Origin of the sequence: Anaerorhabdus sp., assembly GCF_036641015.1 — a bacterium.
Classification (GTDB): Bacteria; Bacillota_I; Bacilli_A; order Erysipelotrichales; family Erysipelotrichaceae; genus Anaerorhabdus.
In genome coordinates, this window is sequence record NZ_JAVWFO010000017.1 from 1 (window position 1) to 13,665 (window position 13,665).

General features: G+C 31.0%; 13 protein-coding genes and 1 tRNA gene. All 14 read left to right on the forward strand.

What is annotated here, in order from left to right:
* Positions 1-419: ribonuclease M5 (gene rnmV, locus RR430_RS03940; protein ID WP_332508690.1), on the forward strand; the 419-nt coding region annotated here is incomplete at its 5' end.
* 116 nt (positions 420-535) lie between these two features.
* Entirely contained in the window at positions 536-1,390 is an 855-nt protein-coding gene (gene rsmA, locus RR430_RS03945) for a 16S rRNA (adenine(1518)-N(6)/adenine(1519)-N(6))-dimethyltransferase RsmA (RefSeq protein WP_332487535.1), read from the forward strand.
* On the forward strand, positions 1,387-2,232 hold the full coding sequence (ispE, locus tag RR430_RS03950; RefSeq protein WP_332487533.1) for a 4-(cytidine 5'-diphospho)-2-C-methyl-D-erythritol kinase: 846 nt from the start codon (positions 1,387-1,389) through the stop codon (positions 2,230-2,232). The genes rsmA and ispE overlap by 4 nt, the downstream gene beginning before the upstream one ends.
* A gap of 89 nt (positions 2,233-2,321) precedes the next feature.
* The gene (gene glmU, locus RR430_RS03955) at positions 2,322-3,680 is read left to right on the forward strand and encodes a bifunctional UDP-N-acetylglucosamine diphosphorylase/glucosamine-1-phosphate N-acetyltransferase GlmU (RefSeq protein WP_332487532.1); all 1,359 of its coding nucleotides are present in this window, start codon (positions 2,322-2,324) and stop codon (positions 3,678-3,680) included.
* Between the two features lie 17 nt (positions 3,681-3,697).
* Positions 3,698-4,660 (forward strand): ribose-phosphate diphosphokinase, encoded by a 963-nt coding sequence (locus RR430_RS03960; RefSeq protein ID WP_332487531.1) that lies wholly within the window; start codon positions 3,698-3,700, stop codon positions 4,658-4,660.
* 400 nt (positions 4,661-5,060) lie between these two features.
* Positions 5,061-5,777 (forward strand): TVP38/TMEM64 family protein, encoded by a 717-nt coding sequence (locus RR430_RS03965; RefSeq protein WP_332487530.1) that lies wholly within the window; start codon positions 5,061-5,063, stop codon positions 5,775-5,777.
* Positions 5,746-6,612, forward strand: a complete 867-nt coding sequence (locus RR430_RS03970; RefSeq protein ID WP_332487528.1) for a glycosyltransferase family 2 protein — start codon at positions 5,746-5,748, stop codon at positions 6,610-6,612. Before RR430_RS03965 ends, RR430_RS03970 begins: the two co-directional genes overlap by 32 nt.
* A gap of 24 nt (positions 6,613-6,636) precedes the next feature.
* Positions 6,637-7,338: a response regulator transcription factor gene (locus RR430_RS03975; RefSeq protein WP_332487527.1), complete on the forward strand. Its 702-nt coding sequence runs from the start codon at positions 6,637-6,639 to the stop codon at positions 7,336-7,338.
* Positions 7,339-7,341: 3 nt separating this feature from the next.
* Complete coding sequence (locus RR430_RS03980) at positions 7,342-9,519, forward strand: sensor histidine kinase (protein WP_332487525.1); 2,178 nt, start codon at positions 7,342-7,344, stop codon at positions 9,517-9,519.
* Between the two features lie 91 nt (positions 9,520-9,610).
* Complete coding sequence (locus RR430_RS03985; protein WP_332487524.1) at positions 9,611-10,300, forward strand: pirin family protein; 690 nt, start codon at positions 9,611-9,613, stop codon at positions 10,298-10,300.
* 67 nt (positions 10,301-10,367) lie between these two features.
* A tRNA-Glu gene (locus RR430_RS03990) sits at positions 10,368-10,443 on the forward strand.
* Positions 10,444-10,782: 339 nt separating this feature from the next.
* Positions 10,783-11,706, forward strand: a complete 924-nt coding sequence (locus RR430_RS03995) for a GGDEF domain-containing protein (protein WP_332487523.1) — start codon at positions 10,783-10,785, stop codon at positions 11,704-11,706.
* Between the two features lie 218 nt (positions 11,707-11,924).
* Positions 11,925-12,122, forward strand: a complete 198-nt coding sequence (locus tag RR430_RS04000) for a nucleic acid-binding protein (RefSeq protein WP_332487522.1) — start codon at positions 11,925-11,927, stop codon at positions 12,120-12,122.
* A gap of 292 nt (positions 12,123-12,414) precedes the next feature.
* Positions 12,415-13,635 (forward strand): extracellular solute-binding protein, encoded by a 1,221-nt coding sequence (locus RR430_RS04005; protein WP_332487521.1) that lies wholly within the window; start codon positions 12,415-12,417, stop codon positions 13,633-13,635.
* Positions 13,636-13,665 lie beyond the last annotated feature (30 nt).

Below are 13,665 nucleotides of genomic sequence, written 5' to 3' on the forward strand. Positions count from 1 at the left end.
TGATTAGCCAAGCACAAGAAAGTCGCGGTGTTATAATATTTACTGATCCTGATTACCCAGGAGACATGATAAGAAAAAATATTAATGATTCGATTAAGAATTGTAAGAATGCTTTCATTGAAAAAGAGAAATCTAAAACTTCAAAAAAAGTAGGGGTAGAACACGCTAATAAACAGGACTTAGAAGAAGCATTATTGAACTGTGTTACTTTTGAAGACTATCATCAATCTGATTTAACTATGCAAGATTTCTTTGACTTAAAGTTGAATGGTAATGAAGAGAGCTCAGCATTAAGAAAGATAATTGGAAAAGAACTAAAGATTGGTGAATCTAATGCGAAAACATTATTAAAAAGATGTCAAATGATTGGAATAACAAGAAAAGATTTAATGACACTAATAGAGAAAAATAAAAAATAAATTTATGCCAAGAAGAGATAGAAATATTTCTTCTTTTTATGTGTTTAATTGTCATGTGAACATTGTATATTTTGCCTTAATAAGCTATGATTGTACTACAAAGTAGGATGTTAAAAATGAATAAACCAATTGCCACAGTAGCACGTACAAATGAGATACTTAAAAAATTTGACCTCTATGCCAAAAAAGGATATGGTCAGAATTTTATTGTAGAACCTGGAATAGTAAGGAAGATAGCTGAAAATTCTAAAGGGAGTGATCAATGTGTTATTGAAATTGGTCCAGGTATTGGGGCTTTAACTGAGCAATTAAGTCTTATAGCTAAACACGTTATTGCTTTTGAAATTGATGATCGTTTAATTGACGTATTAGCATATTCATTAGCTGATTATAATAATATAGAAATTATACATAAAGATTTTCTTGAATGTAATTTTAATGAAGTTGTAGATGAACTAAAGAAGCAGTATGAAAAAGTAGTTGTCTGTGCTAATTTGCCTTACTACATTACAACACCAATTCTGTTTAAGATATTTGAAAGTAAAGCTGATATTGATTGCATAACGGTTATGGTACAGAAAGAGGTAGCAGATCGGTTTTGTGCAATTAAATCTACTAAAGACTATAATGCACTAAGCGTAATTACGCAGTACTTATATAATGTAAAAACAATAATGAAAATACCACGTACTATATTCAATCCAAAACCTAATATAGATTCGGCAGTTGTTCAATTCACAAAATATACAAATGAGTATGAAGTTGAGAATGAATCTGAGTTCTTTGATTTTGTGAAAGGGTGTTTTAAGCAAAGAAGAAAAACACTTTATAACAATTTAAAAGAATTAGGTAAAGATGGAGAATTTGTAAAAGAGTGTATCTTAGCGTGTCAGTTAAATGAAAGTATACGTGCTGAGGCATGTGACTTAAAAGATTTTGTTAGACTATATAATTATTGGAGAAGCTTATGAGAGAAAGAGCGTACGCAAAAATTAATCTGTGTTTAGATGTAGTAAGAAAAAGAGATGATGGCTATCATGAATTAAATATGGTTATGGTACCAATAGACTTCTATGATGTTTTAGATATGGAAATAGCGGATGAAATGTCATTAGAGAGTAATGCGAGTTATTTACCAATGACAGATAAAAACTCTATCATTAAGGCTATTAATGTTTTACGTGAAGAGTATGGGTTTAGTGAGAATTTTAAAATCGTACTTAAGAAGCATATACCGACTCAAGGTGGATTAGCTGGGGGTAGTGCAGATGCGGCAGCAGCAATACGTTTAATTAAACGTTTATTAAATCTAAATATGAGTCATAGCAAAATGATTGAATTAGCAAAGAAAGTTGGAGCAGATGTACCATTTTGTTGCGTAAATAAACCAGCTCTAGTTTCGGGCATTGGTGAGCATTTAGAACCATTTGAATTTGAAAGCGACTTTTATTTGTTACTAGTTAAACCGTTTAGAGGGGTATCAACTAAATTAGCATTTGAGAAGTTAGATTTTGAAACAGCAGAACATCCTGATTGTTTAAAAATGATGTCTTCACTGATAAATAAGGATTATGATGGGGTGCTTACCTCTTTAGGAAATACACTTGAACAACCAGCATTTAAGTTAGTGCCATCGATTGAGAAAATCAAACAATCTTGTATTGATTTGGGTATGGATGGAGCACTAATGTCAGGGAGTGGATCAACAGTTTTTGCTTTGACAAAAAATGAACAACTACTTTACGAGGTAGCTTCAGAAATGAAAGCAAACTCAAATTTCGTTCGTATTACCAAAATACTTTGTAAAAAATAACAAAAGTTTACCAAACATCGGTAAAAAAGTACATTTATACTTTTTTTATAAGGGTATTTTGAGTAGAATATAGGGGTGGAGGTGCGCGCATGAAACAAGCAATTATTATGGCAGCTGGTAAAGGCACAAGAATGCAATCAGAATTACCTAAAGTAATGCATTCAGTTTGTCAAAAAACCATGGTTGAACATTTAATCGAACAATCTAAAAAAGCTGGAGCTACTCGGGTAGTGACAGTTGTTGGATATGGTCATGAAATTATCGAAGAAGCAATGAAAGATAAAACGGAATTTGCGCTTCAAGAACCACAACTAGGAACTGGGCATGCAGTAATGCAAGCTAAACAGTGTGAAAATGAAACTGGTGAGACATTAGTCATTAATGGTGATTGTCCTTGTTTAACAAGTGAGACATTAAAATCATTAACTGATGAATTAAAAGATGGAGTCTCAATGGTTATCTTAACAGCAATTCTAGATGATCCATCAGCATATGGACGAGTAATTCGTGATGAGAATGGATATGTAACAAAGATAGTAGAATTTAAGGATTGCAATGAAGAAGAAAAGAAAGTAAAGGAAATCAATACAGGTATCTATGCATTTGATAACAAAACTCTATTCTCTAATCTTCAAGAAATTCAAAATAAAAATGCTCAAAGTGAATACTATATTACAGATTTAGTTGAAATTCTAAACAACAAAGGTATAAAGGTTAATGCTTTGGTTGCTAAGGATAATGATGAGGTAGCTGGTGTTAATGATAAAGTAGAATTAGCAAAAGCAAATCGTACTATGCAAAAACGTATTAATACAGAATGGATGAAAAATGGTGTTACCTTAATTAATCCTGATGCGACATATATTGGAGCAGATGTAGAATTAGCTCCTGAAGTAACTCTTTATCCTAATGTGTACTTAGAAGGACATACATCGATTGGAAAAGGAACTACAATTCTTCCTAATAGTTTCTTAGTAAATGCTAAGGTTGGCGAAAATTGTACAATTGATAGTTCTAGAATTAGTGATAGTGAAGTAAAAGATCTATGTACAATTGGACCATTTGCACACTTACGTATGCATACAGTTGTAGATAGTAAGAATAGAATTGGAAACTTTGTAGAATTTAAAAATACTACATTTGGATATGATAGTCGTTGTGCTCATCTAACATATCTTGGTGATAGTGAGGTAGGAAGTAAAGTTAATATTGGATGTGGTGTTGTAACTGTCAATTATGATGGTAAAAATAAATTTAAAACTATTATAAAAGATGGTGCGTTTATAGGAAGTAATGTTAATTTGATTGCTCCTGTAACGGTAGGTGAGAATGCGGTAGTTGCTGCAGGATCAACTGCAACAAAAGATGTTCATGATGGTGATATGGCAATTGCTAGATGCCGTCAAGAAAATAAACCTGGTTATGGAACCAAATATAAAAATAAATAAAGAGGGTGGAGAAAAAAATGAATGAAACAATTGTATTTGCATTAACATCAAGCGTTGAGTTAGCTAATGAAATCGTTGATCATCTAAGTTTACCATTAGGTAAAATTAGTGTGAAGCATTTCCAAGATGGAGAAATTTTAGTTGAACCAGATGAAACTGTACGTGGTCGTTCGGTGTATATCGTTCAATCTACTTGTGCTCCTGTCACTGAACGTTTAATGGAAGTATTAATTTGTATTGATGCATGTAAACGTGCTAGTGCTGGAGAAATTAACGTTGTAATGCCATATTATGGATATGCACGTCAAGACCGTAAGGCAAGAGCTCGTCAACCTATTACTGCTAAGTTAGTAGCAGATTTATTACAAACTGCAGGAGCAGATCGTTTAATCACAATCGATCTTCATGCTTCTCAAATTCAAGGTTTCTTCAATGTACCTATTGATGATTTAACTGCAGTTCCAATGATTGGACAATATTTCAAATCAAAAGGACTTGATGATGTAGTAGTAGTATCACCAGATCATGGTGGAACAACTCGTGCAAGAAAATTAGCAGATGCTTTAGAAGCTCCACTTGCTATTGTTGATAAACGTAGACCAAAACCAAATGTTGCAGAAGCAATGAATGTTATAGGTGAGGTTGATGGTAAGACAGCAATTATTATTGATGACATTGTTGATACAGCAGGAAGCTTAATTGCTAGCGTTAATATATTAGTTGCTAAAGGTGCTAAAGAAGTTTATTGTGCATGTACTCATGGTGTATTATCAGGACCAGCAATTGAACGTATTGAAAACTCACCGATTCGTGAAATGGTTATTACAAATACAATACCACTAAATGATGAACAAAAAGCAGGATCAAATAAGATTACATCATTATCAGTAGGATATATGATTTCAAAAACAATTGAAGCAATTGAAACACATTCACCCGTTTCAGATGTATATAATTTATTCAATATTAAGAACGACTAAGCCTAGAAATAGGCTTTTTCTTTTGTGTAAATTAAAAATAGATATAAAAACCAAAGTAGGAAATAAAATATGATAACTACACAGATTAAAGTATTAAGAGGTGTGAGTTTTGTTACTAATCAGAAAAATAAACAAAGATGAAGTAGGTACGTTATACGATATTCCTTTGTGAGAATCTCAGACTGAATATGAAATGCATGGTGTATATCTCTCATTACTGAAACAAAAAAAGCGGTTGCTACACCATCTTATATTTGGAAAAACCTTACTTAATAATGATGAAATAATTGGATCATAACATATCTAATGGATATTTATTTATCTTTAGGGAATCTTTAGAAATAGTCATGCTATTTCTTTATTTTTGGCTTGTAATATGTAATCAAATGAGGTGAGTACTATGCAAGACAAAGTCATTAAAACATTAAAAATAGTATCAATTATAGGTGCGGCATTTTTCTTAATAGTTATGGGATTTGCTTTATATACATTTTTTACTAGTATTGCATCAAACCCTGAACATTTTAAAACTTGGTTAGACCAGTTTGGAGTATTTGGGAAAGTAGCGCTAGTTATTATGATGGGACTACAAGTACTTGTTGCATTTCTACCAGGAGAAATAATTGAACTTGGAGCTGGAGTTGCCTATGGAACGATTGAGGGTATGGTTCTTTGCTTAATAGGTGCTGCTATTGGAAGTTATATCATTCTTTGGCTAGTTAGAAGATATGGAACAAAGATTGTGGAACATTTCATGTCAAAGGAAAAGATAAATGAATTATCGTTTCTTAAAGATGAGAGCAAATTAAATAGGTTAGTATTTATCATATTCTTTATTCCAGGGACACCCAAAGATTTTATTACTTATTTTGCAGGGCTTACATCTGTTAAGATATGGAAGTTTATAGGTCTTACAACAATTGCAAGAATTCCATCAGTTGTCTCATCTACGGTTGCCGGGGATTATCTAATGCAACAAGAATTTTGGATGGTGGCTGCCATATATGGAGTTACAGCAGTTGTAAGTATTATTGGTATTCTTATATATAATAAAATTTTGAAAAAATCAAAGGGAGATAAAAGAAATGAAAATAAGTATATTAATTCCAGCATTTAATTGTCAAGATACAATCTATTCATGTATTCGTTCGGTAATAAAACAAACATATCATAATATTGAGATAGTAGTTGTTAATGATGGTTCTACAGATAATACGGGTATGCGTTTAGATCAATATGCAAAACACTATAATAATCAACTAAGAATAATTCATACAAAACATTTAGGTTTATCAGAAACAAGAAATAGATTATTATATGAATCTAGTGGAGACTATGTATTCTTTATTGATGCAGATGATTGGATTAGTCCTGAAACAATAGAAACTATGGTAAAAGTAGTTAACAAAACAAAAGCAGATGTCGTGGTATGTGGAAATGATATGCAAGGAGTATTTGGAATTAAGAATTGTGTAGTTTCACAAAGTTGTCCAAATCGCAGAGAAGTATTAAAATATCTATTAAGAGATCGTAGTTTAAGAAACTATGCTTGGGGTAAATTAATAAAGCGTGAACTATGGAATAATATTGAATTTCCAGTAGGAAAAGTATTTGAGGATATCGCAACAATTCACAAAGTATTAATTAAGAGTAATAAAACTGTTTTAATTCCATCGATATTTTACCATTACAACATACATTCGAAAGATAGTATCACATATGGTTTAAAACCAGAGATATTATCTGATATGATGGAAGCGTGTGCAATTCAAGCAAGCAATATATTGGAGTTTGATCCTACACTAGAATATGAAGTTAAGAAAATGTTGTTTAGAAACAAAATGATTGCATTGTTTAGTTTGTTTAGAACATTGGATTTTGATGGTAAATTAATTAAAAAAATTTACAGATATCAACCTAGTGTATTTGTGAATAAGATTAAAATGAATTAAGATAGAAATCTAAAGGGGATAAACATGAGTAATCAGACAATACTTGTAGTAGAAGACGATATAGAAATTGGAAATGCAATTGAAATATATCTAAAAAACCAAAATTATGAAGTACTTCGTGCATACAATGGCAAAGAAGGATTAGATGTAATTTGTAAGAATGAAATACATCTTGCTATTGTAGATATGATGATGCCAGAAATGGATGGTTTAACAATGATTATGAAACTGAGGGAATCTTATGATTTTCCAGTTTTGATTTTGTCTGCTAAATCAGAAGATTTAGATAAAATTACAGGATTAAATATGGGGGCTGATGATTACGTAACTAAGCCATTTAAACCAATGGAACTGTTAGCACGTGTAAATTCACAATTAAGAAGATATAATCGTTTTTTAAGTAAAGTAAATGAGCAAGAAATATCTAGTAGTTATGTAGTAGGTGGATTAGAAGTAAATGAAGAAACAAAAGAAGTTAAAGTTGATGGTGAACTTGTTAAATGTACACCAATTGAATTTAAAATATTATTACTTCTAATTAAAAATCCGGGAAGAGTACATAGTTTGGAAAGTATCTATGAACAAGTATGGAATGAAGAAGCTATCGCAACAGATACAGTTATGGTTCATATACGAAATATAAGAGAAAAAATAGAAATTGATTCTAAGAATCCAAGATATCTAAAAGTTGTTTGGGGAGTTGGATACAAAATAGAGAAGGAGTAATCTATGATTAAAATAGAAAAAATCTGGAAACAAATATTTCTGGTTGTATTATCAGTTTCATTGTTTCTAGTTCTTGTTGTAGTTGGTGTAGGAACATATAAGAAGAATTTAACGGAAAAAGATTACCAAGAAGTATTTAGACAGAATACTCATATTGAGTCAGTTTTAAAAGATATCACACTTAAACTATATTCTGAAAATGAAATGTATAAGACAGGTAATGTTGATTATGTTGAAATTTTTGTAAATGAGAATAGCTTAATTACAACAGAAATTAAAGATAAATTAGAAGTTTATCTTAGAAGAAATTATATTGATTACTTAACTGATGTTTATAATATAGATGCTGTTTTTATCGATAATATAACATCTAAACAGATTTATTATAATAAGGGATCAATACTAGCCCATAATTTAAAAGATGTGAATAAGGACGAAATGCGGTTTTGGTACCGTGTAGATTATGATTCAAAAGGTAATCAAAAGATTACAAGCTTAGATTCAAAACTTGTCTATGATAATAATCCTTTAACTAGAGTTGCGATGGATTTGAAATATGCAATGAATAGCTCAGAGTCAGAACTTTATGGTGTTGCTAAATCTTCGGATATTCAAGAAACGATGTTGACCGAATCGTTACGAGAATCAATGATTAGTGTTCCTGAAATAAAGGACTGTACAATTATTTTTGGTATTCCAGATACTATGGTAGGTTTTGATTCAATTACAAGTATTATTGATACGTATAGTGGTGGGATGCCGTATTATCAAATTGAAAGCCTCTTTTTACTTACAATGTTTATACTTTTAGGTTATGCTTTCTTTGTGCCATTTAACAAAATAAGAGAATCACAATACGGGGTATATTTAGATAAATCATGGTGGGAAGTAAGAGCGATACTTGTTTTCTTATTCATTATGATTTCGCTATCACCGATAAGTGAATTATCGGAAATAGCATATAATATTTCTTCATATAGAGGTGAATCAAATTTCTTTGATATAGTAGCTAATTCACTCTTAGCGATGTTTTTGATTACTGTTGGAAGTTTAGGGATTGTAATAAGTGTTTACTGGTTAAAAACATTATTCAAAGATAGCTGGAAAACAACTGTTGCGAAAATAAAAATTAAATCTGTTATTGAACGATGTTTATCCATTTGTAAGAAGTGGATGATAAGTTTAGTTACAATTCAATTATCAAGTGATGCTTATATTAAGCTTGCCGGAATACTTGTAATTAATATTATAATTATTAGTATGATAGTATTAATCTTTGGATATTGGTTTGGTGCAATTTTATATTCGATTATTCTGGCATTTTGCGCAATTTATTTTATGAAAGAAATTCAAAAAAATTATCAAAAACTGTTAGAATGTACACAACGATTATCTAATGGTGATTTGTCTACTGAAATTGATGAGAATCTAGGAGCATTTGAACCATTAAAAAATGAATTAGAAAATATACGTATTGGATTTAAAGTAGCAATTGATGAAGAAACAAAGAGTCAAAAGATGAAAACGGAATTAATATCAAATGTTTCGCATGATTTAAAAACTCCACTTACATCAATGATTTCTTATATTGATTTACTAAAGAAAGAAAAAGACATAAAAAAGAAAAAAGAATATCTTGAAACTGTAGAGAGAAATTCATTGCGATTAAAACATCTTATTGATGATTTATTTGAAGTAAGTAAAGCTAATAGTGGTGACATTAGATTGGAAGTAATGGATGTAGATTTAGTATCATTAGTTAATCAAACATTATTTGAATGTAAGCCACAAATTGATAAAGCTAAAATTAAGTTCAAAACTAATTTCTCAAGTGACAAGATCATTGTTAAATTAGATGCGCATAAAACATTTAGAATCATTGAAAATTTAATTACTAATGCAGCTAAATATTCAGTAGAATCTACTAGAGTTTATATTGAAATAGAGGAAAGTGAATATGATGTGCAATTCTCTATTAAAAATATATCGGCGGAAGAAATTACATTTGATCCAAATGATTTAGTAGAACGATTTGTACGTGGTGATAAATCAAGAAACTCAGAGGGATCAGGATTAGGTCTTGCGATAGCAAAGGGATTCACAGAAGCACAAAATGGTAAGTTTAACATTGATACAGATGGTGACTATTTTAAAGTATTAATAAAATTCACAAAGAGTTAATTAAGAAGTTCATTTAATGAGCTTCTTTTCTTAGAGCATATTAGGTGCATATTAATAATTAGATGTTACTATTTGCTTAGGAGGTTTTTATATGATTAAAATTATAAGTAGTAAAAATATGGGCAAAAGTGAAATGGGTTGGTTACACAGTATTTTTCATTTCTCCTTTGCGGAGTATTATAATCCTAATAATATAAACTTTGGTGCATTAAGAGTAATCAATGATGATATATTTGATGGTCAAAATGGATTCTCTACACATCCACATGAAAATATGGAAATAATTAGTTATGTTGTGGATGGAGTATTGACCCATGAAGATAGTATGGGTAATAAACGAGAACTCAATCGTGGTCAAGTTCAATACATGAGTGCGGGCACAGGTATAAGGCATAGTGAGTATAATCTTACAGATAAGCCATTAAGATTTTTACAAATTTGGATAATACCGGATAAAAAAGGATACAAGCCAAATTATGGTGACTATGCATTTGATTGGAATGAGCGCGTTAATTCATGGTTAACTATTGTTTCAAAAGATGGTCCAATTAAGATACACCAAGATATGACTATTAGCGTTTTATCTCTAGATCAAGGTGAAATAATTAAATATGCCTTAGATGAGAATAGACAAGCATACTTAGTTCAAATTGAAGGTGAGAGCGGTGTTAATGATGAATATATGTTAGAAAAAGATGGTGCAGAAATCACAGAAGAATCGGATATTACTATTCAAGCTAAAAAAACATCGCATTACATATTGTTTGATATGGCAAAGTAGGCAAGAAAATTCTTGCCTTTTCTATTCCCAAATTAAAGATTCAGGAATATAATAATATATGGCTTATGCACCCATCTTCTAATCGGTTAGGAAACATGGTTCTCAACCATGTAACACGGGTTCGAACCCCGTTGGGTGTACCAAAAAGACTATCTTTTACATGAAAGATAGTCTTTTTTTATATGTTTATCAATGTGCTATAATAAAGAAAAGTCTATTTATATTAACTATAGAATCTAATTTTGTTTTGATTACTTTATAATTATTTGTATAAAAAACAATCGAAAAGAGGGTATGCAAAGAAGAATAAATTTGAAGTGCCTGCTAATAAAACCGAAGGAGAGATAACCCTTCACAATTCCAATTACTTCAGAAGTAGGTATATTACCGCACTTATTACTATATTGGAACTATGCATGTTATGTTTTTTCGTCATTCAATATGATATTTTCCCTGTTCAATATAGGGGAATATATTTATTTATGTACATCTTTTTGTTTACTTTTTCATCATTAAGTTTTTTAATTTTACATTTCAATAAAAGCTTAGCAGATAAACCTAAGAGCATAGATATTTTTGTGGTGGTGCTTGCTGAAACATACCTGTTATGGGGAGCTTGTGTAGCTATCTTTGATAATCTCCTATTTAATCAAATTATTGTTTTTGTCACTAACTTAATGTTTTGTTCTGCCGCATTCATACTTAAGCCTAAAACCTTTATAAAGATTATTTTACCTCCGGTTTGTTTGGTATTTGTTGTTTTTCCATTTGTTCAACAATCTATATCTCTCTTAATTGGAAACTATGTTAATTTAATAATTCTTATTGTTTCTGCAATTCTTAATAATTATCTACAATATTCTCTATTTAAAGAGCAAGATGCACAAAAAGAAAAATTAAAAAAACTATCTGAATACGATGAACTTTCAAATCTACATAACAGACGTTCTCTGAATAAATTTATTAGTGAATATAATTTAAGTTCAATTAAAACAAACATTGGTGTCGTAATGGTGGATATCGATTATTTTAAGAAATATAATGATTTTTATGGACATATTGCGGGAGACATGGTTATACGAAAAATTAGTGAAATAACAAATAATTTTGCGTGTGAACATAATGGATTTGCGGCACGATACGGAGGCGAAGAGTTCATTATAATTTTTGAGAATATTACCCTTGAATTGATATCTTTAATAGCGGAAAGAATTGTCGAAGAAGTAAGGGCTGAAAACATTCCACACAGTTCCTCTTTATGTGGCGATAGGATTACAGTAAGCGTTGGTGTTGGCTACACATCCTTACCATCTAGTAACCCATGGGACTTAATTAAATATGCTGATGAGGCTTTGTTTAAAGCAAAAAATAATGGTAGAAACCAGATTAGTGAAATCCATATATAATTTCATTAACGGCATGCGGATAAATATTTATATTCAATCAAGGAATTGTAATCCTCTTTTTGGTGTCAGTGTAATACCTTGTAATTAGGATTTAGTGTTCCCTTGATGGTTCATCTCTTGAGCTCGTATTTATTTGTTGGTATACTGAATTCAAAGAAAAGCGGAAGAGATGGATCTATTTCGTAGCAATGATTATTTACATAATGGGAGGTAGTGGAATGAGAAAATGTGTTAGATGTCAAACTGAAATGATTGAAAATTTTGATATCAAGGTACAAGGTGCAGGATATGGTGTAACAATCGCAGACAGTGAGAAAGTTTTTGCTGATAGAATTGGAAAACCTAAAGTTGCTATTTGTCCGCAATGTGGAGAAATTTCATTTTATATTGAAAACCCAGAAAAATTAAATAAGTAAGCTTAAATCATTTAAAAAAAGTAACATCACAAGTCAATGCAAAGAAGAAAATCAATCAATTGATTGATTTTTTTAGTTACAAATATTTTAAATAATCAAACTTTTAAACGTTTTAAGAAAACGATTTCTAAAAATAACTAAGAATGTAGTAAATTGATAGTTAATAACGTAAAAAGAAAATAAATATAAGCGCTTTCAAAAAAACACTTGCTTTTTATTTTGGATGAATGTATAGTAAAAGTACAGGAAAGGAAAACGTTTTCTTAATTGAAAACATATTCAGGGAAAGAAAATGAAGAAATTAGTATCACTATTACTAGCTGCTCTAATGGTAACTTCACTTGTGGCATGTTCAAGCAAGCCAGCTGAAGGTGGAGAAACAGGAGGTACAACTGGTGGAGAAACTATTACATTAAAAGTATGGGGTTCTCAAGAAGACCAAGACATGTTAAAAGGAATGATTGAAGAGTTTAAAACTGCTAATGCAGATAAAACTTGGGATATCAGCTTAGGAGTTGTTGGAGAACCTGACGCTCGTCAAAAATATTTAGAAGATCCTGCGGCAGCTGCAGACGTATTTGCATTTGCTAACGACCAATTAACAGATTTAGTTAATGCAGGTGCATTATATAAAGTTACACGTAACACAGAAAATTTTAAAGATATTTACTCAGCAGGTACAATTGACGCAGCATCTATTGATGGTCAATTATATGCATATCCAATGACTGCAGATAACGGTTACTTTATGTATTATGATTCAACAGTATTCTCTCCAGAGGATGTACAATCTTTAGATACAATGCTTGCTAAAGCTGATGAAGCTGGTAAGAAAGTGTTTATGGATGTTTCAAATGGTTGGTATATTGCATCATTCTTTATTGGTAACGGTGGAACATTAACTGTTGGTGAAGATGGTAAACAAATTAGTGATTACAATAATGAAAAAGGTTTAGAAGCAGGAGAAGCAATTAAAAACTTCACAGCTCATCCAGCATTCCTTACTGGAGATGATTCAGTATTAGTTGCAGGTTTAGGTGATGGTTCAATCGCAGCAGGCGTTTCTGGAACATGGAATGCTGAAGCAGTTCAAGAAGCATTAGGTGAAGGATATGCAGCAACAAAACTTCCAGCATATACAACAGCAAATGGTGAAGTACAAATGGGCTCATTTGCAGGATATAAATTCTTAGGTGTAAACTCTCAAACTAAATATCCAGCAGAAGCAATGGACTTAGCTGCTTGGTTAACAAATGAAGAAAACCAAATCAAACGTTTTGAATTAAGAAAGATGGGACCTGCTAATATTAATGCAGCAGCATCTGAAGCAGTTAAAGCTGACGTAGCTTTAGCAGCTCTTGCAGAACAATCAAATTATGCAATTTCTCAAAAAGAAGTATTAGGTGCATTCTGGAATCCAGCTGAAGCATTTGGTACTGCTATGGAATCTAAAGACTACAGCAAATCAGTTCAACAAATGCTTGATGATATGGTAGCTCAAATTCAAGAATAATAAGTATTTGATAACGTTTAAGGGCAAAGC

Bases quoted from the DNA above. Each gene is read 5' to 3' on its own strand.
- RR430_RS04000 (WP_332487522.1), top strand. From the start codon at position 11,925: ATGAGAAAATGTGTTAGATGTCAAACTGAAATGATTGAAAATTTTGAT.
- ispE (WP_332487533.1), top strand. From the start codon at position 1,387: ATGAGAGAAAGAGCGTACGCAAAAATTAATCTGTGTTTAGATGTAGTA.
- glmU (WP_332487532.1), top strand. From the start codon at position 2,322: ATGAAACAAGCAATTATTATGGCAGCTGGTAAAGGCACAAGAATGCAA.
- RR430_RS03985 (WP_332487524.1), top strand. From the start codon at position 9,611: ATGATTAAAATTATAAGTAGTAAAAATATGGGCAAAAGTGAAATGGGT.
- RR430_RS03980 (WP_332487525.1), top strand. From the start codon at position 7,342: ATGATTAAAATAGAAAAAATCTGGAAACAAATATTTCTGGTTGTATTA.
- RR430_RS04005 (WP_332487521.1), top strand. From the start codon at position 12,415: ATGAAGAAATTAGTATCACTATTACTAGCTGCTCTAATGGTAACTTCA.
- rsmA (WP_332487535.1), top strand. From the start codon at position 536: ATGAATAAACCAATTGCCACAGTAGCACGTACAAATGAGATACTTAAA.
- RR430_RS03960 (WP_332487531.1), top strand. From the start codon at position 3,698: ATGAATGAAACAATTGTATTTGCATTAACATCAAGCGTTGAGTTAGCT.
- RR430_RS03965 (WP_332487530.1), top strand. From the start codon at position 5,061: ATGCAAGACAAAGTCATTAAAACATTAAAAATAGTATCAATTATAGGT.
- RR430_RS03995 (WP_332487523.1), top strand. From the start codon at position 10,783: ATGTACATCTTTTTGTTTACTTTTTCATCATTAAGTTTTTTAATTTTA.
- RR430_RS03975 (WP_332487527.1), top strand. From the start codon at position 6,637: ATGAGTAATCAGACAATACTTGTAGTAGAAGACGATATAGAAATTGGA.
- RR430_RS03970 (WP_332487528.1), top strand. From the start codon at position 5,746: ATGAAAATAAGTATATTAATTCCAGCATTTAATTGTCAAGATACAATC.